20 protein-coding genes and 1 pseudogene are annotated in these 22,013 nt (G+C 62.2%); 9 read left to right on the forward strand and 12 right to left on the reverse strand.

What is annotated here, in order from left to right; genetic code table 11:
* Positions 1 to 635, forward strand: a pseudogene (locus IB265_RS07030) (ISNCY family transposase); the annotation flags it as partial.
* A 304-nt stretch (positions 636 to 939) separates the two neighbouring features.
* Here the strand turns inward: IB265_RS07030 and IB265_RS07035 are convergent.
* Positions 940 to 1,446, reverse strand: coding sequence for a hypothetical protein (locus tag IB265_RS07035; protein ID WP_246805906.1), 507 nt, complete (start codon positions 1,444 to 1,446; stop codon positions 940 to 942).
* Positions 1,447 to 1,864: 418 nt separating this feature from the next.
* Here IB265_RS07035 and IB265_RS07040 point away from each other — a divergent pair, with 418 nt between their 5' ends.
* A complete protein-coding gene (locus IB265_RS07040) occupies positions 1,865 to 2,287 on the forward strand; it encodes a DUF4864 domain-containing protein (protein WP_057250316.1) in 423 nt (140 codons plus the stop codon).
* Between the two features lie 33 nt (positions 2,288 to 2,320).
* On the opposite strand, the gene tgt is transcribed toward IB265_RS07040, so the two are convergent.
* The 5 genes from tgt to coaD all read right to left on the reverse strand — a co-directional run bounded on the left by tgt (position 2,321) and on the right by coaD (position 6,242).
* Positions 2,321 to 3,451, reverse strand: coding sequence for a tRNA guanosine(34) transglycosylase Tgt (gene tgt / locus IB265_RS07045; protein ID WP_057250314.1), 1,131 nt, complete (start codon positions 3,449 to 3,451; stop codon positions 2,321 to 2,323).
* Positions 3,452 to 4,534, reverse strand: coding sequence for a tRNA preQ1(34) S-adenosylmethionine ribosyltransferase-isomerase QueA (gene queA, locus IB265_RS07050; protein ID WP_057250312.1), 1,083 nt, complete (start codon positions 4,532 to 4,534; stop codon positions 3,452 to 3,454).
* Between the two features lie 73 nt (positions 4,535 to 4,607).
* Complete coding sequence (locus IB265_RS07055; protein ID WP_057250311.1) at positions 4,608 to 5,117, reverse strand: peptidylprolyl isomerase; 510 nt, start codon at positions 5,115 to 5,117, stop codon at positions 4,608 to 4,610.
* A gap of 22 nt (positions 5,118 to 5,139) precedes the next feature.
* Positions 5,140 to 5,712 carry a peptidylprolyl isomerase gene (locus tag IB265_RS07060; RefSeq protein ID WP_057250310.1) on the reverse strand — a complete coding sequence of 191 codons (573 nt, stop codon included), beginning with the start codon at positions 5,710 to 5,712 and terminating at the stop codon, positions 5,140 to 5,142.
* Positions 5,713 to 5,747: 35 nt separating this feature from the next.
* Positions 5,748 to 6,242, reverse strand: a complete 495-nt coding sequence (gene coaD, locus IB265_RS07065; protein ID WP_058324186.1) for a pantetheine-phosphate adenylyltransferase — start codon at positions 6,240 to 6,242, stop codon at positions 5,748 to 5,750.
* A gap of 360 nt (positions 6,243 to 6,602) precedes the next feature.
* On the opposite strand from coaD, the gene IB265_RS37295 reads away from it, so the two are divergent.
* A complete protein-coding gene (locus IB265_RS37295) occupies positions 6,603 to 6,731 on the forward strand; it encodes a hypothetical protein (protein ID WP_256436624.1) in 129 nt (42 codons plus the stop codon).
* 135 nt (positions 6,732 to 6,866) lie between these two features.
* Here IB265_RS37295 and IB265_RS07070 read toward each other — a convergent pair whose 3' ends face one another.
* The 3 genes from IB265_RS07070 to IB265_RS07080 all read right to left on the reverse strand — a co-directional run bounded on the left by IB265_RS07070 (position 6,867) and on the right by IB265_RS07080 (position 10,819).
* Complete coding sequence (locus IB265_RS07070) at positions 6,867 to 8,279, reverse strand: MATE family efflux transporter (protein WP_110878586.1); 1,413 nt, start codon at positions 8,277 to 8,279, stop codon at positions 6,867 to 6,869.
* A 142-nt stretch (positions 8,280 to 8,421) separates the two neighbouring features.
* A complete protein-coding gene (locus IB265_RS07075; protein WP_082641120.1) occupies positions 8,422 to 9,744 on the reverse strand; it encodes a TCR/Tet family MFS transporter in 1,323 nt (440 codons plus the stop codon).
* Between the two features lie 166 nt (positions 9,745 to 9,910).
* A complete protein-coding gene (locus IB265_RS07080; RefSeq protein ID WP_057250302.1) occupies positions 9,911 to 10,819 on the reverse strand; it encodes a LysR family transcriptional regulator in 909 nt (302 codons plus the stop codon).
* Positions 10,820 to 10,938: 119 nt separating this feature from the next.
* Between IB265_RS07080 and IB265_RS07085 the strand changes: the two genes are divergently transcribed.
* Entirely contained in the window at positions 10,939 to 11,931 is a 993-nt protein-coding gene (locus IB265_RS07085) for an aldo/keto reductase (protein WP_057250300.1), read from the forward strand.
* A 61-nt stretch (positions 11,932 to 11,992) separates the two neighbouring features.
* Here IB265_RS07085 and IB265_RS07090 read toward each other — a convergent pair whose 3' ends face one another.
* Positions 11,993 to 12,931, reverse strand: a complete 939-nt coding sequence (locus IB265_RS07090) for a neutral zinc metallopeptidase (protein WP_093235850.1) — start codon at positions 12,929 to 12,931, stop codon at positions 11,993 to 11,995.
* A 254-nt stretch (positions 12,932 to 13,185) separates the two neighbouring features.
* Here IB265_RS07090 and IB265_RS07095 point away from each other — a divergent pair, with 254 nt between their 5' ends.
* The 3 genes from IB265_RS07095 to IB265_RS07105 all read left to right on the forward strand — a co-directional run bounded on the left by IB265_RS07095 (position 13,186) and on the right by IB265_RS07105 (position 17,511).
* Entirely contained in the window at positions 13,186 to 13,440 is a 255-nt protein-coding gene (locus IB265_RS07095; protein WP_110878590.1) for a hypothetical protein, read from the forward strand.
* 84 nt (positions 13,441 to 13,524) lie between these two features.
* Positions 13,525 to 17,016 carry a carbamoyl-phosphate synthase large subunit gene (gene carB, locus IB265_RS07100; RefSeq protein ID WP_058324182.1) on the forward strand — a complete coding sequence of 1,164 codons (3,492 nt, stop codon included), beginning with the start codon at positions 13,525 to 13,527 and terminating at the stop codon, positions 17,014 to 17,016.
* Positions 17,017 to 17,235: 219 nt separating this feature from the next.
* Positions 17,236 to 17,511, forward strand: a complete 276-nt coding sequence (locus IB265_RS07105; protein ID WP_063893379.1) for a DUF6894 family protein — start codon at positions 17,236 to 17,238, stop codon at positions 17,509 to 17,511.
* A gap of 28 nt (positions 17,512 to 17,539) precedes the next feature.
* Here IB265_RS07105 and IB265_RS07110 read toward each other — a convergent pair whose 3' ends face one another.
* Positions 17,540 to 19,030 (reverse strand): MFS transporter, encoded by a 1,491-nt coding sequence (locus tag IB265_RS07110; protein ID WP_058324181.1) that lies wholly within the window; start codon positions 19,028 to 19,030, stop codon positions 17,540 to 17,542.
* Positions 19,031 to 19,323: 293 nt separating this feature from the next.
* Between IB265_RS07110 and greA the strand changes: the two genes are divergently transcribed.
* Together greA and IB265_RS07120 are read left to right on the forward strand one after the other, a co-directional pair.
* The gene (greA, locus tag IB265_RS07115) at positions 19,324 to 19,800 is read left to right on the forward strand and encodes a transcription elongation factor GreA (protein WP_058324180.1); all 477 of its coding nucleotides are present in this window, start codon (positions 19,324 to 19,326) and stop codon (positions 19,798 to 19,800) included.
* Positions 19,801 to 19,886: 86 nt separating this feature from the next.
* Positions 19,887 to 20,945: a glycosyltransferase family 4 protein gene (locus tag IB265_RS07120; protein ID WP_057250291.1), complete on the forward strand. Its 1,059-nt coding sequence runs from the start codon at positions 19,887 to 19,889 to the stop codon at positions 20,943 to 20,945.
* Positions 20,946 to 20,986: 41 nt separating this feature from the next.
* On the opposite strand, the gene IB265_RS07125 is transcribed toward IB265_RS07120, so the two are convergent.
* Complete coding sequence (locus IB265_RS07125) at positions 20,987 to 22,009, reverse strand: glycosyltransferase (RefSeq protein WP_192494685.1); 1,023 nt, start codon at positions 22,007 to 22,009, stop codon at positions 20,987 to 20,989.
* Positions 22,010 to 22,013: the final 4 nt, after the last annotated feature.

Below are 22,013 nucleotides of genomic sequence, written 5' to 3' on the forward strand. Positions count from 1 at the left end.
CCAAAGGTCGCGTCGAGCGGATGAACCGGACGCTGCAAGATCGCCTGGTCAAGGAATTACGGCTGGCGGGTATCGACGACATGGAGGCTGGCAATAGGTTTTTGCCGGGCTTCATAGAGCACTACAATGCGCGGTTTGCGATCGTCCCTGCCCGACCCGATGACCTGCACCGCCCGCTGAATCTCGCCCCGGATCGGTTGCGCGACGTCCTGTGCAAACGTGAGCAGCGCTATGTTGGATCGCAGCTGACGTTTTCGTTCGAGCGCCAGCGGATCATGCTCGAGGAGACCGAGGTGACACGCGGCTTGGCTGGTCGCTATGTCGAGACCTATGCCTATGCCGATGGTCGATTGGATGTGCGGTGGAAAGGCCATTCCCTGCCCTACCAGATGTTCGATAAGGACCAGCGGGTGACGCATGCGGCGATCACCGAGAACAAGCGGCTCGGTGATGTCCTGGCCTATATCAAGGAACGCCAGGAGCAGCAGACGCAGCCGGCGGTGAAGACGAACAGCGAGAAGAATGGCTACAAACCGCGTGGCCGCAAGCCGGGCAAGCGGACGGATTTCATGAACGATCCGGTGGTGATTGCTCGGCGCGAGCAGGCCCTGTCCCGACTTGATGCTGCGGAATGATCCCCTGACCGAGCTCTCAAAGCTAAAGCCGAAGGAGTGCTCCCCACCCGCCCCGATCTGATCTTGCAACCGGGTCAGCCGGTCAGATCGGGGCTGGTCGCTGTGCAGTAGGGCAGCTCAAGTGACATTTCTACTTTGCGCCAAAGCGGACAGTTCAACCTGGCCGCCACATTGTGTGTGACCGGGCGGATTCCATTTTCAAATGCAACATGCCAATCGATTCCACCCTCACCACTTTGTCGAACGCAATGAGCCGATGCAAATGAAGCAGTCTGGTGCGGGTCTCACCTTCGCCCCGTTCAGCTTATGCCGTTTCGACCTCGGCGCGATTCGCCATATAGGCCGACGGACTGGGCGCGCTTTTCATCATCGTTTTTCGCCAGGCTTCCTGCTCGGCATTGATCAGAGCCAGTTCCCAAACACAGGCAACAACAGGTCTCCGTACGGTGTCCAAGGGTTCAGCAGCCGAATAAAGCTTCCGATAGATATGCTGGCAAAGAACCGAACCCTGTATCCACCAATGGGCCGAGATGGAGATACCAAGGGTGCCGGCATGAACGATCACAAAGCCCATGCCGTTGCTATCACCTTCATCCGTGACACGCGGCAAGACGTCATGTCGGATGAAGGACTGCGCCAACGCCACCATCGGCCCATCGATTTCCTTGCGATCGGCAACGAGGCCATAGGCCTTGAGCTTGAGACCGCCGATGTCCCATTCACCCAAATTCAAAACAGGACGCGGCTGGTAGATTTCGATTGTCTTCGCGCTCATCGCAATCGCTCCATACGGGCATTTCGAGGCAATCATCACTGCAGGTTACAGGATCACCATATGTTCAGGTCGCCGCGCCCCACAACAGGCTCGCCCCCGAGCCAAGCAAGAGCGCGAGCCAAGGCGACGGCCGCGATGTGGCGGCAGGGTCCAACTCGGTCTTTGTGCTCGCCACACACCATGCCGCCGATACATGCGATCACAGTCGCGTTGAAGGCAATCCCGCGCCAACTCTCCCCGAAAACGTCGCTTGCCAGCAGGAGCGCCCCCGGCCAAATATCACCAATTTATGATATTTAAAGTAATATACATAAACTGTGATATAAGTGATTGAATTTGAACACATGTATTGTCTTGCGTGCGTTGCGAAGACGCCTAAAGAGACTGGCGCCTCCGTTTCCAAAGCGCACCGCTGTCCTATGCTCTTTGGAAGCTGGCTGCATGGAGATCGGCGATGTTCAGGACCTTTGCCATTGCCCTCGGACTGACGACCCAACTTTTCACTGCAAGTGCGGTCCGCGCCGATGAACCTGTCGATACCGCGCGCGCGATCATTCAGGAGCAGATCGCAGCCTTTCTGCATGATGATGCAGAAACCGCCTATTTCTTCGCCTCACCGGCGGTCCGCGGCAAGTTTCCCGACAAGACCACATTCTTCGACATGGTCAAACGCGGCTACCAGCCCGTCTACCGGCCCGGCAACTTCGCCTTTGGCCGGTCGAAGGTCGTCGGCGATCAGGTCCTGCAGGAGGTGTTGATCTCGGCCCCTGATGGCAAGGACTGGACGGCAATCTACCAACTGGTGAAGCAACCGGACGGGAGCTACAAGATCAACGGCGTCATGATGCTGCAGGCAGCACCGGGGCCGGCGATCTAGGCCCTGCACAAAGCGCCAAGCGTCCTCCAACCGTCAGACCGGCGGAAGGTCCCCTCGCCGCCAGGTTTCCTGAGTTTCCGCCATGAAGTCGGCGAAGCGACCTTCGTCGATCGCCAGACGGATGCCGGCCATGAGCTCCTGGTAATAGGCCAGGTTATTCCAGCTCAAGAGCATGCCGCCGAGCGACTCGTTCGAACGGATCAAGTGATGCAGATAGGCGCGCGAATAGTCGCGCGCCGCCGGGCACGAGGATTCTTCGTCGAGTGGGCGCATGTCTTCGGCGTGCCGCGCATTGCGCAGGTTGATGCGGCCATGACGCGTGAACGCGAGGCCATGGCGCCCCGAGCGGGTCGGCATCACGCAGTCGAACATGTCGATGCCCTCGGCCACCGACCGCAGGATATCATCGGGCGTGCCGACCCCCATGAGGTAACGCGGCTTGTCCACCGGCATGATCGGGCAGGTAATGTCGAGCATGCGCAGCATCACTTCCTGCGGCTCGCCGACGGCCAGACCGCCGACAGCGTAGCCCTTGAGATCGAGCCCCTTCAGCGCCTCGGCCGAGCGTTCGCGCAGCTTTGGAATGTCGCCGCCCTGCACGATACCGAACATCGCCTTGCCTGGCTGGTCGCCGAAGGCCACCTTGCAACGCTCTGCCCAGCGCAGCGACATTTCCATCGCGCGCTCGATTTCCTTGGGCTCGGCCGGCAGCGCCACGCATTCGTCGAGCTGCATCTGGATATCGCTGTCGAGCAGGCCCTGGATCTCGATCGAGCGTTCCGGCGACATGTGGAAGAGCGCGCCGTCGACATGGCTCTTGAAAGTGACGCCCTGCTCGTCGAGCTTGCGAAGGCCCGCAAGCGACATGACCTGGAAGCCGCCGCTGTCTGTGAGGATCGGTCCCTGCCAACGGATCAGGCCGTGCAGACCGCCGAGCCGTGCGACGCGCTCGGCGCCGGGGCGTAGCATCAGGTGGTAGGTATTGCCGAGAATGATGTCGGCGCCGAGATCCTTCACTTGGTCGAGATACATCGCCTTGACCGTGCCGACCGTGCCAACCGGCATGAAGGCCGGCGTGCGGATCGTGCCGCGCGGCATGGACACTTCGCCGCGACGGGCCTTGCCGTCGGTCTTGTGAAGCTTGAACTGGAAGGTCTCGGTCATCTAGTCTTTCCGGAAAAGCAGGCTGGCGTCGCCATAGGAATAGAAGCGGTAGCCGGTTTCGATCGCATGTGCGTAAGCCGCGCGCATAGTTTCCAGGCCTGAGAAGGCCGAAACCAGCATGAACAGCGTCGATTTCGGCAGATGGAAATTGGTCATCAGCATGTCGACGGCGCGAAAGCGGTAGCCGGGCGTGATGAAGATGCCGGTCGGCCCGGACCACGGCTTGACGATACCCTCTGCCGAGGTCGCGCTTTCGATCAGCCGGAGCGAAGTCGTGCCGACGCAGACGATGCGGCCACCCCTCGCCTTCACGGCGTTCAGCCGCTCGGCGGTGCGGGCGTCGACGTGGCCGATCTCCTGGTGCATCACATGGTCGTCGGTGTCGTCGGCCTTGACCGGCAGGAACGTGCCCGCCCCGACATGCAGCGTCACAAAATGCCGTTCGATGCCGGCCTCGTCGAGCTTGGTGAAGAGACGGTCGGTGAAGTGCAGTCCGGCGGTGGGCGCGGCTACGGCGCCCTCCTCCCGGGCATACATCGTCTGGTAATCGGCGCGATCCTGGGCGTCCTCGGCGCGCTTGGAGGCGATGTAGGGCGGCAGGGGAATGTGGCCGACCGCCATGATCGCCTCGTCGAGCGACGGGCCCGAGAGGTCGAAGCGCAGCGTCACCTCGCCGGCATCGCCCTTTTCCTCGACCGTCGCGTCGAGTGTGCCCAGCAGGCAACTCGAACCGCCATGGCCGAAGGCGATGCGGTCGCCGACCTTGAGGCGCCGCGCCGGGCGGGCAAAAGCCTTCCAGCAATCGGGTGCCGTGCGCATGTGCAGCGTCAGCGAAACCGGTGTGGTGATCTCCTCGCCGCGGCGGCGGATGCCTTCCAGTTGCGCCGGGATCACCTTGGTGTCGTTGAAGACCAGTGCGTCGCCTTCCCTGAGGAACGACGGCAGATCGAGCACACCCTTGTCGGACAGAACTTCCGCGCCATCAGGGCGAACGACAAGCATGCGGGCGCTGTCGCGCGGGCTTGCGGGCCGAAGCGCAATCGAGGTTTCCGGAAGGTCGAAGTCGAACAGGTCTACGCGCATTGTTATCTTCAGACAAAAGCAAACCCGCCCCGGCGCAGTTGGCGACCGGGGCGGGTCCGTGCATTAGCGCAAATCAGGCGTCTGCGGCAACCCGCATCGTGACGATCGAGTCGGGATCGCGCACCGGTTCGCCGCGCTTGATCTTGTCGACATTGTCCATGCCTTCGATGACCTGACCCCAAACGGAGTACTGCTTGTTGAGCCAGGGGGCATCGGTGAAGCAGATGAAGAACTGCGAGTTTGCCGAGTTCGGCATCTGGCTGCGGGCCATCGAGCAGGTGCCGCGAACGTGGCTGACGTTCGAGAATTCGGCCTTCAGATCCGGCTTGGAGGAGCCGCCCATGCCGGCACGCGCCGGGTTGAAGTGCTCGCCGCCGGTCTTGCCGTACTGAACGTCGCCGGTCTGCGCCATGAAGTCCTCGATCACGCGGTGGAATACCACGCCGTCATAGGCACCTTCGCGAGCCAGTTCCTTGATGCGGGCGACATGACCCGGAGCGACGTCAGGCAGAAGCTCGATGACGATCTTGCCCTTGGTGGTCTCCATGATGATCGTGTTTTCCGGATCCTTGATCTCGGCCATGGGTTTTCTCCTTTTGTTGACTTTACTTGCCGACCTTGACGTTGATCATGCGGTCGGGATCGGTGACGGAGCCGTTGTTGGCATCGTCGCCGAGCTTGATCTTGTCGACGTTCTCCATACCCGAAACGACCTTGCCGACGACCGTGTATTGGCCGTTCAGGAAGTCGCCCGGTGCGAACATGATGAAGAACTGCGAGTTGGCGCTGTTCGGATCCTGCGAGCGCGCCATGCCGACCGTGCCGCGTTCGAACGGAACGTCGGAGAACTCGGCCGGCAGATCGGGCTTCGACGAGCCGCCGGTGCCGGCAGCCTGTGGCTGGTAGCCGTTTTCCATATCGCCATACTGCACGTCGCCGGTCTGGGCCATGAAGCCCTTGATTACGCGATGGAAGGCAACGTTGTCATACTCGCCGGCGGCGGCAAGCGCCTTGATCTGCTCGACATGCTTCGGGGCAATGTCCGGACGCAGTTCAACGACGACCGGCCCATCCTTGAGCGTGATCGTGATGAAGTTGTCGGCCGATTGTGCGATCGCCGTTCCCGTCCAGGAGGCAAGCGCAAGGGCGCCGGCAAAAGCGAGGTGGAGGATTTTCATGGTTTCTCCCTGCGTGGTGTAAAGAGGGCCGCGCCTCAAGCGCGGCGTTTGGCCTGCAGTGCTTGGTAAACTGCCGCGGGCACGAAGGCGCTGACGTCACCGCCCATGGCGGCGATCTGGCGGACCAATGTGGCCGTAATGGGCCGCGATGCCGTGCCTGCGGGCAAGAATAGCGTCTGGATGTCGGGGGCCATCTGCCGGTTCATGCCGGCCATCTGCATCTCGTAGTCGAGGTCCGTGCCGTCGCGAAGCCCGCGCACAAGCAGTTTCGCGCCGCGCTCGCGCGCCGCGTCGACGACCAGATTGTCGAAGGCGACGACGTCGATATCGCCGACCCGGTCGGGCAGGAATTCCTGAAGCGACCGACGGATGAGTTCGGCGCGTTCGTCAAAGGTAAACAGCGGCGCCTTCCCCGGGTGGATGCCGATTGCGACGATGACCTTCGCCGCCACATTCAGCGCCTGCACGAGTACGTCGAGGTGGCCGTTCGTCATCGGATCGAAGGAGCCGGGATAAAATGCCGTGGTCATCGCACCTGTTTCCGTTTGGTGAAGCCTTTTGTCACGGACGGCGACGGATCGCAAGAGTTGTGCCGATGGCTAGAGCTGTTCCCTGGGAAACAGCGGGACAGAAAGAATGAATGCTAAATGAATGCCATGTTCAACGGTGCTTCACACGCAGAACGCTAGTGTAAGCGCAGTAAACAACGGAACTTTTCGAACGTACTGCCGTTTAGGATGCGAAAGGATTACGGCTATGGGACTTGCTCTGTTTTCGATGGCGATGTTTTTCGCGATGCTGTTTGCGACGATACATGGACTTCGCAATGAGTCCCGTGCCCGGCGCGAGCAATTCGTGACCCAGAAGATCTTCCGTTGATGGAGGGCGTCATGGCCACCCTGTTCATGATCGCGGCAGCGGTCATCAGTTTCGTTTTTTTGATCGATTTTGCCCGGACGATACGCGACCTCCAGCGCGATCGCCAGGGTTCGGAGGGGCTTGACGGTTTCAACGTTTAGCGGTTTCGAGGCTTCGGAATCGAAGCTTGGTAGTAGGCGACGCCGTTCCCTTCCCCTGAGGCGGTCGCCATTGCAAGCCGGACGGCATCCCCTGCCCGTCCGGCTTTTTCTTTGCCCGCAGCCTGGAGCCTATCTCTAGATCGCGGTCTGCCTCGGGGGCGTGGTCGAAATCGCGCCGATCATCCGGAAGAAGCGCCAGTTCAAAAGCACGGCGGCTGCCGCGAGTCCGAGGACGAAGCCGAACCAGACGCCCATGCCGCCGAAGTTGAACGGAAAGGCGAAGGCCCAGGCGCAGACGAAGCCGATCGGCCAATAGGAGATCAACGCCAGCAGCATCGGCACCTTGGTGTCCTTCAACCCGCGCAGCATGCCGGCGGCGATCGCCTGCATGCCGTCGACGAGCTGGAAGGCGCCGGCAATGACGATGAGCGGCGCGGCGAAGGCCAGTACTGCCGCGGCATCCGGGCGGTTGGTGTCGAGATAAAGGGCGGCGAGATGGCTCGGGAACAGGGCAAAGATCGCGCTTCCGACGACGGCAAAGCCCGCACCGAGCACCAGTGATGCAACCGCCGCGCGCCGGACGCCCAGCATGTCGTTTCGGCCGTAGGCAAGGCCGACACGCACCGTGGCGGCTTGCGCGAGCCCGAGCGGGATCATGAAGGCGAGTGAGGCGAACTGCAGGGCGATGCCGTGCGCGGCAAGTTCAATCGTGCCGATCGTGCCCATCAGCAGCGAAGCGACGGTGAAGAGGCTCACTTCGGCAAGGATCGTCAGCGAGATCGGAATGCCGAGAGACACGACCTCCCAGAACGCCGTCCAGTCAGGCCGCCAGAATCGGACGAACAGTTCGTACTGGTTGAGCTCAGGCTTGCTCTTGATGTAGCCGATCGTCAGCGCCGCGCCGAGCAACGCAACGCCGAGCGCCGCTACCGCTGCACCGAAGATGCCGAGCTGCGGGAAGCCGAAATGGCCGAAGATCAGCACGTAACAAAGAGCGGCATTGAGTACGAGAGTCGCCAGCGTCACGTAGAGAATGATTCCTGCCCGCTCGAGGCCGCTCAAGAAGGCTCTGAGCACCATGAAAATCAGGCCGGGAAAGATCGCCCACTGGGCGATGCGGATGTATTCCCCTGCAAGGGCTGCGACCTCGGGTTGCTGACCGGCGAAAAGCAGGATCGGTTCGGCCATCCAGAGCACCGGCGCCGTCAGCACCCCGTAGAGCAGCACGACCCACATGCCCATGCGCACGGAGCGGCGCACCGAAACCTTGTCGCCTCGACCAACGGCTTGGGCTGCCATCGGAACCACCGCGTTGGCAAAGCCGTTCCCGAAAACATAGACGGTGAAATACATCTGCGTCGCAAGAATGATCGCCGCGAGTTCGGTGGCGCCGAGCTTGCCCACCATCAGGACGTCCGTCGTGTTGATCGCGAGCTGGGCGAGCTGGGCGCCGATAAAGGGCACGCCGAGATAGAAGCTCGCGCGATAATGCATCCGCCAGGAGTTGTCGGTCGTCAACGGCTTCGGGCTCGCATTCGCGGTCAGCATGGCAGATTCCTGGCGGTCGATGCGGCCTCGGCCGCAACTAAAGGTCGGAGGGAGGAAAACCGGAGATAGAATACCCCCGGGCAAAGAGCCAGCCGCAAGGGCGAGGTTGCTCAAACTTTCATCGATAGATCACGAAAATTGATCAATTTCCGTGCATTCTTGGCTGTTCGATCCCTTCAGCCTCTTCCGCTGCTGCAACCGCAGCCGCAGCCGGCTCGATAGCCTCCTCCAGCCCTTGCGGTCCTACCGCCCTGCTTCTGGGTATCTTCAACAGGAACACGACGAGCGCGCCGACGAGGAAGCAACTCGCGAGCGCATAGGGCGCACCGGCGAAGGCGACGGGAGCGCTAGGGCTGGTGAAATAGCCGAAAGCCTGGGTGAAGACCAGCGGGCCGATGATCGTGGTGATGCTGCCGATGCTGGTCAGCGCGCCCTGAAGTTCTCCCTGTGCCGATGGCGGCACGTGGGCGGCAGCGATACTGCGCAATGGCGGATCTGCGAGGCTTTCGAGCGCGGTTGCGATGATCACCGCATAGATCATCCACCCCTGCCAGGCACCCGCATAGCCGATGGCGCCAAGGGTGGTGAAGGTCAGTCCCAGCACCGCCGTCCGCCACTCGCCAAGCCGTGGCACGACGCGCGGCAGTATGACGGCCATGACGAACGCGCCGCCGATGCCGAAGATACCGAGAGATAGCCCGATCTGCCCCTCGCTCCAGCCATAGCGGTAGTTGGATACGAAGGACCAGACCGCCGGATAGACGGAGTGGGCGAGCCAGAAGAGAAAGAAGACGAGCCCAACCCAGCCGATGCCTGGGTAGTTGCGCATCTGCTTGAGGGCGCCGAGCGGATTGGCGCGCTTCCACTCGAAGCGACGGCGATTGGCGCGATCCAGCGTCTCGGGCAGCAGAAATACGCCGAGAATGAAATTGACGAAGGAGAGCGCCGCGGCACCGTAGAACGGCACGCGTGGCCCCAATTCGCCGAGCAGACCGCCAAGCACCGGGCCGAGGGCGAAGCCGGTCCCGAAGGCGATGCCGATCAGCCCAAAATTCTTGGCGCGGTTTCCGTCATGGCTGATGTCGGCGATATAGGCCGATGCGGTGCCGAAACTTGCACCGCTGATGCCGGCGAGCACACGGCCGATGAACAGCATCCAATAGCTGGTGGCGAGCGCACAGATCAGATTGTCGAGTGCGAAGGTGAAGACCGATGCGAGCAGCACCGGACGGCGGCCGAATCGGTCGCTGAGGTTGCCGATCAGCGGCGCGAAGAGAAACTGCATCGCCGCATAAACGAGCAGCAGCCAACCACCGTCGATTGCCGCTTCGCTGATATCGGAGCCGGTCAGTTCCTCCAGATAGGTCGGCAGCACTGGAACGATGATCGCAATGCCGATGATATCCAGGAACAGGATGAGGAAGACGAGGAACAGGCCGCGTCGCACAAACTTCTCGTCGCGCATGCGATCCCTCCCCCGAGCGGCCTGCCCCGGGATGCGGGACAGAACATGAACAACGCTACCAATTTAGGTGTAACGGATCATTTCGCGCGAAACAATCCGTGAACGTCTCAAATTATCTGATGGGACTATCGCAATGGTTGATGTGACGGGTGACGTGCATCTGCCTTCACCCGTTGTCGCGCCGCTGTTCAAGCTTCAAGAAATCCACGAAGGCGCGCAGCGGCGTCGGCATATGCCTGCGGCTCGCATAGTAGAGAAACGGTCCGGAAAAACTCGTCGTCCAGTCTTCAAGAATGGGCCGGAGCCGTCCTGCCGCGATGGCCGGGGCGACGAACTCCTCGAAGGTCCGGATGATGCCAAGCCCGTCAAGGGCAGCGCCGAGTTCGAGGTCGATCGTATTGGCGGTCACGACGGCAGGAGGCGCGATCGTCAGCGCCGCCTCCCCTTCACCGAACTCCCAGGGAAGAGAAATGCCGCTGGCGAAACGGTGGCGAATACAGCCATGGTCAAGCAGATCGCGTGGATGTTGGGGCACGCCGTGCCTGGCGAGATAATCCGGTGCCGCCGCGGTGACGTAGCGTTGCCGGCTCGGCCCGATCGGTATGGCGATCATGTCGCGCTCGACCCGTTCCTCATAGCGAACGCCAGCGTCGAAACCCGCCGCCAGAACGTCGACGAACCCATCTTCCGCCGTCACTTCCAAGGAGATTGCCGGATGCTTGCTGAGGAAGCGGCCGACGATCGGTGGTAGGATTTCGCGGGCAACGATGGTCGGGACATTCAGTTTCAGCGTTCCCGCCGGACTGTCGCGCATCTCGTTGACCTGATCGAGCGCGCCGGCAATCTCGCCGAGCGCCGGCGTCAGCCGATCGAGCAACCGCATGCCCGCCTCCGTCAGTGTCACGCTGCGGGTCGTGCGGTTGAGCAGGCGCACTTGCAGCTTGGCTTCGAGCCGTCGCAGCGCCTCGCTCAGCGACGACGCGGAAACGCCGCGCTTCTTGGCAGCGGCGCGGAAGCTGCGCGTCGCGGCAACGGCGGTAAAGGCATCGAGATCTGCAAGCGGCAGGTCGTTCATTGTGCGGAATTTCGTACAAGTCGTTCGATTGAGGTCGGATTATCGCACGACGCCAAAGGAAGTAAACAAGAGACCGATCAACGGCCGGCGGATTTCGGCCATGTCGAAGGAGAACGAGAATGGATTACGTTTCACTCGGAAAGACCGGCCCCTCGGTGTCGGCGCTCGGACTCGGCTGCATGGGCATGTCCGGCATGTACGGCCCGGCCGACCGTGCCGAAAGCATCGCCACCATCCACGCCGCGCTGGAGGCCGGCATCACGCTGCTCGATACCGGTGACTTCTATGGTATGGGCCACAACGAGATGCTGATCGGCGAGGCGCTGAAGGGCGGTAGGCGCGACAAGGCGCTGTTGAGTGTGAAGTTCGGCGCATTGCGCGATGCTGCGGGCAACTGGGCTGGCTATGATTGCCGGCCGAAGGCGGTTCGCAACTTTCTCGCCTATACGCTGCAGCGGCTTGGCGTCGATCATATCGACATCTATCGTCCCTCAAGGCTCGATCCCGACGTTCCGATCGAAGATACCATTGGTGCGATCGCTGACATGGTGAAGGCTGGATATGTCCGCCATATCGGCCTCTCCGAGGTTGGGCCCGAGACCATCCGCCGCGCCGCTGCCGTCCACCCGATCTCGGATCTGCAGATCGAGTATTCGCTGATTTCACGCGGCATAGAGAGCGAGATCCTGCCGACCTGCCGCGCTCTCGGTATCGGCGTCACCGCCTATGGCGTGCTGTCACGCGGCCTGATCAGTGGCCACTGGCAGAAAGGCGCGGCCGGCAAGGGCGATTTCCGCGCCATGAGCCCGCGGTTCCAGGAGGGCAACATCGACAAGAATCTCGCCCTCGTCGAAGCGCTGAGGCAGGTCGCTGAAGAGAAGGGCGTTTCGGTGGCTCAGATCGCGATTGCCTGGGTAGCCGCCCAGGGCAAGGACATCGTGCCGTTGATCGGTGCACGCCGGCGCGACCGCTTGGCGGAAGCCCTCGCGTCGCGCGATGTCGATCTCAGTGCCGGCGATCTGGCGGTGATCGAACAGGCGGTTCCGAAAGATGCCGCCTCGGGCGCCCGCTATCCCGAGGCCCAACTCGCCCATATGGACAGCGAACGCTGACCCGACAAACGAAAGGGCCGGCAATCGTGCCGGCCCTGACGGTTTTCTTGTATAGAAGCGGCTAGACGGCGCCCGAGAAAGTATCGCAGGCCGACATCTTGCCGCTGTCGAAGCCACGCTTGAACCAGCGCATGCGCTGTTCGGAGGTGCCGTGGTTGAAACTCTCCGGAACGACGTAGCCCTGCATCCGCTTCTGCAGCGTGTCGTCGCCGATCTGGGTGGCGGCGTTCAGCGCCTCTTCGAGGTCGCCTTGCGAGAGCAGGCCCTTCTGCTCGGTAAATTTGCCCCAGACGCCGGCGAAACAATCGGCCTGCAGTTCGACACGCACCGACATCTGATTGGCTTCGGTTTCGCTCATCGACTGGCGCATCTGGTTGAATTTCGGCAAGACGCCGATCAGGTTCTGGACGTGGTGGCCGACCTCGTGCGCAACCACATAGGCCTGGGCGAAGTCGCCGGATGCATCGAACTTCTGGGCGAGTTCATCGAAGAAGCTCATGTCGAGATAGACCTTGTGGTCTCCCGGGCAATAGAACGGTCCGGAGGCGGCGGACGCGAAGCCGCAGGCGGAGCGCACCTGGCCGCGGAAGAGCACCATCTTGGGCTCTTCGTACTGTTTGCCGCTCGCCTGGAAAATGCCGTTCCAGGTATCCTCGGTCTCGGCGAGCACGGTCGCCATGAAAGACTTCATTTCCTCTTCCTGGGCCGAACCACGCGGTGCCGGCGAGCCGTCACTCTGCTCGAAACCGGGCAACTGTACCTGACCGCCGCCACCTTCCAGCACCTGCAGCATGTCGATGCCCATGGCCTTGAGGATAAAGTAGAGGATGACGAGGAAGATGATCGTTCCGAAGCTCATGCCGCCGCCGGCGCGCCGCATACCGCCTCCGCCGCCCGGCATGCGGAAACCACCGCCGCGCCCGAACGGATTGCCGCCACCCGGGCTCGCGCCGCGCTGGTCTTCGATGTTTTCGGATTGGCGGCGGCCTTTCCATTCCATGATCTGTCCTCCCAGCCTCTGTAAAAAGGGCGTTGTCGGTTTGCTCTTTTATAAGATGCGCCCAACGTCGTTGTAAAACGCAATCGCCGCCCGTAAGTTCGCGATCTGGCCAAACTTTTTGCGGCGGCTGCTAGCTCCCGCTACGGATATCGGCAGCGAAAACTCCGCCGGCTGAAGTCTGCTCCGCTCTCCTTGACGCAAAGCCGCTTTGCCGCTCCTAAGCCACCCGCAGAGCGGGACGAGGCGGAGCCTTCGTGAAGGCGTTGCGGCTTGAAGGAATCGGTCGCCTCGGCGTGGAAGAAGTGCACAAACCCCTGCCCGATCCGCACGACCTGCTCGTCCGGGTCGAAGCCGCCAGTGCGCGCCGTCGGCGCCTAACGCTTTGGCGCGGTTTTAGTGCCGCCGAGCGAGCGATAAAGCAGAGGACGCGCAAATATGCCGGCTTCTTGTCGATTCCGGTATTTTCGGGGTTTCGCTTGCAGATACATTTGCCTATAAGCCGCTTCTAGCCTGAAAAGACCATCAATGCGTGCCCGGCCGGTGACCTCCCACTTTGGCCGGTTTTTCGCGCAGCTAGAAACGGATGACCGACCATGCCGAAGCGCCAAGATATCAAGTCCATTCTTATCATCGGCGCGGGGCCGATCGTCATCGGTCAGGCATGCGAATTCGACTATTCCGGCACCCAGGCCTGTAAGGCGCTGAAGGAGGAAGGCTACCGCGTCATCCTCGTCAACTCCAACCCGGCGACGATCATGACCGATCCGGGCCTCGCCGACGCGACCTATGTCGAGCCGATCACCCCGGAAGTCGTCGCCAAGATCATCGCCAAGGAGCGCCCGGACGCGCTGCTCCCGACCATGGGCGGCCAGACCGCGCTCAACACCGCACTGTCGCTGCGCCGTATGGGCGTTCTCGACCGCTACAATGTCGAGATGATCGGTGCCAAGCCCGACGCGATCGACAAGGCCGAAGACCGTGCCCTCTTCCGCGAGGCGATGGCGAAGATCGGCCTGGAGACGCCGAAGTCGCGGCTGGCGAACGCCACCGACATCAAGGACCATGACCGCAAGGTGCATGAGGCCGAGCGCGCCGAACTGAAGGGCCGACTGTCCGGCCCGGACCTCGACAAGGCGCTCGACGAGCTGGAGAACCAGTGGAACCTCGGTGAAGGCGACCGCAAGCAGCGCTATCTGAACCATGCGATGGCGATCGCCGCGCAGGCGCTCGACGATGTTGGCCTGCCCGCGATCATCCGCCCGTCCTTCACGCTCGGCGGCACCGGTGGCGGTATCGCCTATAACCGCACGGAATTCTTCGACATCGTCGGCAGTGGCCTCGACGCTTCGCCCACCACCGAAGTGCTGATCGAAGAATCGGTGCTCGGCTGGAAGGAATACGAAATGGAGGTCGTCCGCGACACGGCGGACAACTGCATCATCATCTGCTCGATCGAAAACATCGATCCGATGGGCGTGCACACCGGCGATTCGATCACCGTTGCTCCGGCGCTGACGCTGACCGACAAGGAATACCAGATCATGCGCAACGCCTCGATCGCGGTTCTGCGCGAGATCGGCGTCGAGACCGGCGGCTCGAACGTGCAGTTTGCCGTCAACCCGAAGGACGGCCGTCTGGTCGTCATCGAAATGAACCCGCGCGTATCGCGCTCCTCGGCGCTCGCCTCCAAGGCGACCGGCTTCCCGATCGCAAAGATCGCGGCGAAGCTCGCCATCGGCTACACGCTGGACGAACTCGACAACGACATCACCGGCGGCGCGACGCCGGCCTCCTTCGAGCCCTCGATCGACTACGTCGTCACCAAAATCCCGCGCTTCGCCTTCGAGAAGTTCCCGGGCGCCTCGCCGGTCCTGACCACCGCGATGAAGTCGGTCGGCGAAGTCATGGCGATCGGCCGCACCTTTGCCGAATCGCTGCAGAAGGCGCTGCGTGGCCTTGAGACCGGCCTCACCGGCCTCGACGAAATCGAAATCCCCGACATGGACGACAACGGCGATGGCCGCAACGCCATCCGCGCCGCGATCGGCACGCCGACGCCGGACCGGCTGCGTATGGTTGCCCAGGCGCTCCGCCTCGGCATGAGCGAGGCAGATGTTCACGAGGCGAGCAAGATCGATCCGTGGTTCATCGCCCAGTTCAAGGCGATCGTCGACATGGAGGCACGCATCCGCGAGCACGGCCTGCCCCAGGATGCCGAGAACCTGCGCATGCTGAAGGCCATGGGCTTCTCCGATGCGCGCCTCGCTACGCTCGGCGGCAAGCGCCCGAAGGAAGTGGCCGAACTGCGCAACGCGCTGAATGTTCGCCCGGTCTACAAGCGCATCGATACCTGCGCCGCCGAATTCGCCTCGCCGACCGCTTACATGTACTCGACCTACGAAACGCCCTTCGTCGGTGCCGCCCGGTCGGAAGCCGGGGTTTCCGACCGCAAGAAGGTCGTTATCCTTGGTGGTGGTCCGAACCGTATCGGCCAGGGCATCGAGTTCGACTACTGCTGCTGCCACGCGGCATTCGCGCTGAAGGATGCCGGCTACGAAGCGATCATGATCAACTGCAACCCGGAGACGGTTTCGACCGACTACGACACCTCCGATCGCCTCTATTTCGAGCCGCTGACGGCCGAAGACGTGATCGAGATCATGCGCGCCGAACAGGAAAAGGGCGAACTCGTCGGCGTCATCGTGCAGTTCGGCGGCCAGACGCCGCTGAAGCTGGCCGAAGCGCTGGAAAAGAACGGCATCCCGATCCTCGGCACGGCACCCGACATGATCGACCTTGCCGAGGACCGCGACCGCTTCCAGAAGCTGCTGATGAAGCTCGACCTCAACCAGCCGCGCAACGGCATCGCCTACTCGGTCGAGCAGGCCCGCCTGGTCGCTGCCGAGATCGGCTTCCCGCTGGTCGTGCGCCCGTCCTACGTTCTTGGCGGCCGCGCCATGCAGATCATTCATTCGGAAAGCATGCTGCAGACCTATCTGCTCGACACGGTTCCGGGCCTGGTTCCGGAAGACATCAAGCAGCGCTACCCGAACGACAAGACCGGCCAGATCAACACGCTGCTCGGCAAGAACCCGCTGCTCTTCGACAGCTACCTGACGAATGCCACGGAAGTGGACGTCGACTGCCTCTGCGACGGCAAGGACGTCTTCGTCTCGGGCATCATGGAACACATCGAGGAAGCCGGTATCCACTCGGGCGACAGCGCCTGCTCGCTGCCGGTGCATACGCTCGACACGGCCATGGTCGACGAACTCGAACGCCAGACGGCAGCGCTTGCCAAGGCGCTCAATGTCGGCGGCCTGATGAACGTGCAGTTCGCCATCAAGGACGGCACGATCTACGTGCTTGAAGTCAACCCGCGCGCATCGCGTACCGTGCCCTTCGTCGCGAAGACGATCGGCGCGCCGATCGCCAAGATCGCAGCCCGCGTGATGGCCGGCGAAACGCTCGACGTCGCGATCGCCGCCTATGGCGAGAAGCCGGATCCGCGCAACCTGAAGCACATTGCGGTGAAGGAAGCGGTCTTCCCCTTCGCCCGCTTCCCCGGCGTCGACACGCTGCTCGGTCCGGAAATGCGCTCGACCGGCGAAGTCATCGGTCTCGACACCGACTATGCGCTGGCCTTCGCCAAGTCGCAGCTCGGCGCAGGCGTCGACCTGCCGCGCGATGGAACGGTGTTCGTTTCGGTGCGCGACGAGGACAAGACCCGGGTTCTTCCGGCGATCCGCATTCTCGTCGATATCGGCTTCAAGGTCATGGCCACGGCCGGCACCGCGCGTTTCCTCGGTGAAAACGGCATTGCCGCCACCAAGGTCAACAAGGTCCAGGAAGGCCGGCCGCACGTCGAAGACGCGATCCGCAACCGTCACGTCCAGCTCGTCATCAACACGACCGACGGCAACAAGGCGATCTCGGACTCCAAGTCGCTTCGCCGCGCGACGCTGATGCAGAAGGTGCCCTACTACACCACCATGGCCGGCGCGGAAGCGGCAGCCCATGCGATCAAGGCGCTGAAGGCCGGCAGCCTCGAAGTGCGTCCGCTGCAGAGCTATTTCAAGGCCTGATACGACGAGCGGCGCGCGACAATCTCGCGCGCCGTTTTCGCTCCCCGCGAAACGATCGTCCGTGTGGGATGCCGTATGGCGCGACCTTTGTCCGGCACCTCCGGCTGAATGCCCGATGAACGAGCGGTTCAGCCTGCATTCTTCCGCACCATGCTCTTATACGCCTGCGCACTTCGGGATCGGAGAAACCTCCGGCATGGCGCGATATGGGGCAAGATCGTGCAACTCTATTTCTTCGATCTGCATTGCGGCGACGAGCACTTCGTCGACGAGGACGGCATCATCCATTTCGATGAGGGCTCGGCCCTCTATTATGGTCAGCGCATCGCCGACAAGATCGGCCGCGACGCGGACTATGGATCGCTGAAGGTCGAAGTCTTCTCCAGCAATCGCAGGCTGCTCGCAACGATCGTGCCATCGATCGGGCGCGGCGGCGAGCAACGGGCGCTTCTTGGGCGCCGTCACGTCGGTACGCCGCTCCACGCAGCTGCCTAGAACGTCATCTGTCTGAACGCACGGCGCTCTAGTCTCCTGCGAGCGCCCCGAGCGCCGCTCCTCCTTGGGCGTGCCGCGATCGTTTGCCTGCAAGCCGCACGGTTCTGACGCCGAAATAGAGCGATGCCGTCGATATCACGGATGCGACCACAAAGACGGTGAACAATGCGCCATGCATCGTCGCCACGCTTGCCTTCTCGTCAAAGCCGCGGAGATTTGCGGTAAGCCCGCAGATTGCAGCACCGATGGCGTAGCCGGCCGATTGCAGCGTCGGCAAAAAGGCTGACGTCTTGTCGCGTTCCTTATGCGGCGACACATCCATCATCAACTGGCTGAGCGTGCCCCAGGAGATGCCAAAGCCGGCGCCAATCGCGATCTGGCTCGGAAAGACCAGGCGGAATTCGTCGATGGCGACCGCGATCGTCAGGCCGGCAAGTCCGATACTGAGAAGAGCCGGCCCGGCCTGGATCAGCTTCACGCGCAGATCATGTGAGCGCAGGCTCGCAACGAGAATTGCGGTCAGGCTCCAGGAGATCGCCATCAGCGCGCCGGAAAAGCCGGCGGCCGTCGGGCTGAAGTTCCACACGTGCTGCAGGCCGTAGATGAGGTAGATCGAGCCGGATGCCTGCGCCAGCGGCATCAGCAGCACCACCCAAAGGCCGGTGCCGAGCGGTTTTGCGAGCGTGAAAGCGCCGGCAGGCAGGATCGAATGTTCTGCGCGCCGGTCGGTCTGGACCACCGCCCAGAGGATCGTTAGCGCTGTCGCTAGCGCTGCGACCATCAAGGGGACGCTTCTGGCCGTGGTCGATACCGATATCAGCAATATGCCGGTGCCGACGATGACCAACCGTAGAAGCGGGATCGGACGTGATTTCGTGGTTGGTATCTTCTGTGCCGGCACGATGGCGAGGACGAGCACGACGAAGATTGCGGCTGCCGGAATATTGACGCCGAAGGCCGCCCGCCAGGACCAATGTTCCGTCAGGAAGCCGGAGACGAGCGGACCGCCAAAGGCAGCCATCGCCCAGACGATGGCTTCGGCTCCGAAGACCTTCGGCACCAGCCGCGGCGGGAAGAGTTCCGGGATCAGTGCGTAGCAGACCGCGGCGATGATACCTTCGCCGAATCCCTGGAACACCCGTCCGGCAAGCACCTGCGGCATGCTGCTCGCGGTCGTCGCGATCATGGTTCCGGCGACAAATACGACGGCGGCAGCAATCAGCGTGCCACGTGCGCCGAACCTCGCCTTCAGATTGGCGGCAAGCGCCCCGCCGAGAATCGCAAAGACGAGATAGAGCGTAACCGCCCATGAAAGCAGCGTGGCGCCGCTGATCTGCGCGACAGCCGTCGGTAGCGCCGTCGAAATGAAAAATTCATTGAACGCAAAGAGTGCGACCCCAAGGCAAAGTGTGACCGTTGCCGCCAGATAGTCGGGCCGGAGCAGTTCGCTCCAGCGGCCATCCGCTTGCGGCTCCGCGTTCGGGCCTGTCTTGATGTGGTGATCCTTGGCCAGATCCATGGGCCATGCTTCCTCGTGATATTCTGCAGGAGCAGTTCTGATACGACCTCAACCGCAGTTGAGGTAAAGCTGTTTCTGCAAAACTTGCCACCGGTTTCCTTCGTCTACAAGTTGCGGATGGTTTGTTGGCTTCGGTGGATGGTGGCGAAATATCTGGCTTTCGCGCTTCCGTTTCTGCTATAACGAAGGTTCGAAGTTTCGGACGGTTCCGGTGTTTACGCGCCGGAGACCGTTTTCTTTTGCGTTGGCGCCGCCCAAAGGGCGGCGCCTCGTGCTTGATGAAGGACAATGAAATGGTCGAAAAAGTGCCGATGACACAGGGTGGATTCGTCAACCTGCAGGAGGAGCTGCGCTGGCGCCAGCAGGAAGAACGACCACGAATCATCGAGGCGATTGCCGAAGCCCGTGCACATGGCGACCTGTCGGAAAATGCCGAATACCATGCCGCCAAGGAGGCGCAGAGCCACAACGAAGGCCGCGTCACCGAGCTCGAAGACTTGATCGCCCGCGCGGAAGTCATTGATCTCTCGAAGATGTCCGGCTCCAAGATCAAGTTCGGCGCCAAGGTCAAGCTGGTCGACGAAGACACCGAAGAAGAAAAGACCTATCAGATCGTCGGCGACCAGGAAGCCGACGTGAAGGCTGGCCGCATCTCGATCTCGTCGCCGATCGCGCGCGCCCTGATCGGCAAGGAAGTCGGCGATTCCATCGAAGTGAACGCCCCCGGCGGCTCCAAGGCCTACGAAATTCTCGCGGTCAACTGGGGCTGATCAGCCCCGGCAGGGGCGAAGCCTCCCTTCGCCCCATTTCTCTCTTTCCAAAAGACGAACGTTGCTCGCGCAAGGAGTGCGCTTTCGTGGCCGATATCCGGAACGTCGAGGTCATCGCTCCCAATTTCAAGCGCCGCCTCTCGGGCGTGACGTCCACCATTATCCAGTTGGTTCCGATCCAGCGCGCGCTTGGCGAAAAGGTCGCCGTGCTTGGCCCGGGGCTGCCGGACACCCTGCCCTCGATCCGATTCCGCGATCTCCTGCGCTTGTGGAGCGCACCGGATGGCCGCCCCTGCCGGGTCTGGCATGCACGCCGTAACGTCGAGATGCTGCCGGCAATCGTGCTGCGCGATCTGCTCGGTATGAAGCTGAAGATCGTCTTCACCTCGGCTTCGCAGCGGCGCCACACCGGCTGGAGCAAGTTCCTGATCTCCAGGATGGATGCGGTGATTGCGACGAGCGGCAAGACCGCCGCCTATCTCGAAGTGCCGAACACGGTCATCCTGCACGGCATCGACACGAAACGCTTCCAGCCGCCGGCGGATACAGTCGCCGCCAAGTCTGCGCTCGGGCTCGATCCGGCGCAGAAATATGTCGGCTGCTTCGGACGGGTGCGTAAGCAGAAGGGAACCGATCTCTTCGTCGATAGCATGATCGCGTTGCTCCCCTGCCGGCCGGGCTGGAGCGCCATCGTCGCGGGGCGCGCGACCGGCCCGCATGTGGCGTTCGAGAACGAGTTGAAGGAACGGGTCGCAAAGGCCGGGCTGACGGACCGCATTCGTTTCGTCGGCGAGCACACCAACATTCCCGATTGGTATCGCGCGCTTGATCTCTTCATCGCGCCGCAGCGCTGGGAAGGTTTTGGCCTGACGCCGCTCGAAGCCATGGCAACCGGTGTGCCGGTTATTGCGACCGATGTCGGTGCGTTTTCGGAACTGGTCGTCGTCGGCGAGCAGGAAACCGGTACGGTCATTGCGGCAAACGATCTGCAGGCGATGGTTGAGGCGACTGCCGGCTTCATGGATGATGATCGCCGCCGCACGATGGCAGGCGCCAACGGCCTGGGGCTCACCTGCGCCTCCTTCGCCATCGAGGGCGAGGCCCGTGCGATCAACGCCGTCTACGAACGGCTGATGCGTTCCTGATCGGCTGCCATTCGTGTGGCAGCCGCGCGAGCGAAATTAGCTCAGCGCCTGGAAGCGAAGAGCTTCAAGTAGGCGTCAGTGATCGCCTGCTTCGAGAACTGGTTCATCAGCGTCTCGTGGCCGCGTTCGGCAAGGCGTTCGCCCAGTGACGCGTCGCTCGCGATGCGGTCGATCGCTTGCGCGAAACCGTCGGCGTCGCCGATATCGACCATCAAGCCGTTCTCGCCGTCGCGCATGAACCATTGCGGCCCTTCCGAACGGCTGGAGACGACCGGCGTGCCCTGGGCCCAGGCCTCGAGGATGACATTGCCGAGCGGTTCATGGCTCGATGCCATGACGAAAATGTCCGAGGCAGCGAGGAAAGGCCGCGTATCCTTCTGCCAGCCAGCAAAGCGTACGCGCTTTGCCACCCCGAGGTCGGCCGCAAGTTTCTTGAGGTTTTCCCGCTCCTCGCCGTCGCCGACCAGCCAGAGATAGGCGTCCGGCACCTTGGCGATCGCCTGGATCAGGGTGTGGAAGCCCTTGCGCGGCACGAACCGCCCCATCGACATGACGACCGGCACATTCTCCGGCGTGTCGAGCGTGGCGCGACTGACTGGCGCGACGCGTTCCGTCCCGGTGAAGTTGGAGATCACTTCGACGTCGCGTTTCCAGCCGATCTTGCGCACATGCTCGGCAATTCCGGGCGTGTTGCAGACGAGACAATCCGTGTTACGGAAATAGTCGAGGCGCAGCGGATAGTCGCCGAGCCGGGAGATCTTGATGCAGCCCTTGTAGTTCGGCATCAACCGGCTGGCGCGCGGCATCCAGGCAAAGAGCGCGTCCGGCTTCTCGCGGCGCGCCATGCTGCTGACCTTCATCGGCAAAAGGATCCGGTCGAGCGACAGGTTGCGGAAATTGCTTTCGATGATGCGCGTCGCACCTTCGATATCCTTCCGCCAGATGCGTCCGGGCCGGATGACCGAGGTCTGCTCGACGCCGCGCTCGCCAAGCGCATTCACCAGATGAACGAAGAAGCGCTCTGCGCCGCCGTCCTTGCCGAAATGAAAGTGCATGATTTTCATGGGA

This window comes from Ensifer sp. ENS10, from assembly GCF_014852025.1.
Taxonomy (GTDB): Bacteria; Pseudomonadota; Alphaproteobacteria; order Rhizobiales; family Rhizobiaceae; genus Ensifer.

Excerpts from the sequence above, each read along its gene's own strand:
- IB265_RS07035 (WP_246805906.1), bottom strand. The coding sequence starts at position 1,446 with ATGATTGCCTCGAAATGCCCGTATGGAGCGATTGCGATGAGCGCGAAG.
- IB265_RS07040 (WP_057250316.1), top strand. The coding sequence starts at position 1,865 with ATGTTCAGGACCTTTGCCATTGCCCTCGGACTGACGACCCAACTTTTC.
- tgt (WP_057250314.1), bottom strand. The coding sequence starts at position 3,451 with ATGACCGAGACCTTCCAGTTCAAGCTTCACAAGACCGACGGCAAGGCC.
- queA (WP_057250312.1), bottom strand. The coding sequence starts at position 4,534 with ATGCGCGTAGACCTGTTCGACTTCGACCTTCCGGAAACCTCGATTGCG.
- IB265_RS07055 (WP_057250311.1), bottom strand. The coding sequence starts at position 5,117 with ATGGCCGAGATCAAGGATCCGGAAAACACGATCATCATGGAGACCACC.
- IB265_RS07060 (WP_057250310.1), bottom strand. The coding sequence starts at position 5,712 with ATGAAAATCCTCCACCTCGCTTTTGCCGGCGCCCTTGCGCTTGCCTCC.
- coaD (WP_058324186.1), bottom strand. The coding sequence starts at position 6,242 with ATGACCACGGCATTTTATCCCGGCTCCTTCGATCCGATGACGAACGGC.
- IB265_RS37295 (WP_256436624.1), top strand. The coding sequence starts at position 6,603 with ATGGCCACCCTGTTCATGATCGCGGCAGCGGTCATCAGTTTCGTTTTT.
- IB265_RS07070 (WP_110878586.1), bottom strand. The coding sequence starts at position 8,279 with ATGCTGACCGCGAATGCGAGCCCGAAGCCGTTGACGACCGACAACTCC.
- IB265_RS07075 (WP_082641120.1), bottom strand. The coding sequence starts at position 9,744 with ATGCGCGACGAGAAGTTTGTGCGACGCGGCCTGTTCCTCGTCTTCCTC.
- IB265_RS07080 (WP_057250302.1), bottom strand. The coding sequence starts at position 10,819 with ATGAACGACCTGCCGCTTGCAGATCTCGATGCCTTTACCGCCGTTGCC.
- IB265_RS07085 (WP_057250300.1), top strand. The coding sequence starts at position 10,939 with ATGGATTACGTTTCACTCGGAAAGACCGGCCCCTCGGTGTCGGCGCTC.
- IB265_RS07090 (WP_093235850.1), bottom strand. The coding sequence starts at position 12,931 with ATGGAATGGAAAGGCCGCCGCCAATCCGAAAACATCGAAGACCAGCGC.
- carB (WP_058324182.1), top strand. The coding sequence starts at position 13,525 with ATGCCGAAGCGCCAAGATATCAAGTCCATTCTTATCATCGGCGCGGGG.
- IB265_RS07110 (WP_058324181.1), bottom strand. The coding sequence starts at position 19,030 with ATGGATCTGGCCAAGGATCACCACATCAAGACAGGCCCGAACGCGGAG.
- greA (WP_058324180.1), top strand. The coding sequence starts at position 19,324 with ATGGTCGAAAAAGTGCCGATGACACAGGGTGGATTCGTCAACCTGCAG.
- IB265_RS07125 (WP_192494685.1), bottom strand. The coding sequence starts at position 22,009 with ATGAAAATCATGCACTTTCATTTCGGCAAGGACGGCGGCGCAGAGCGC.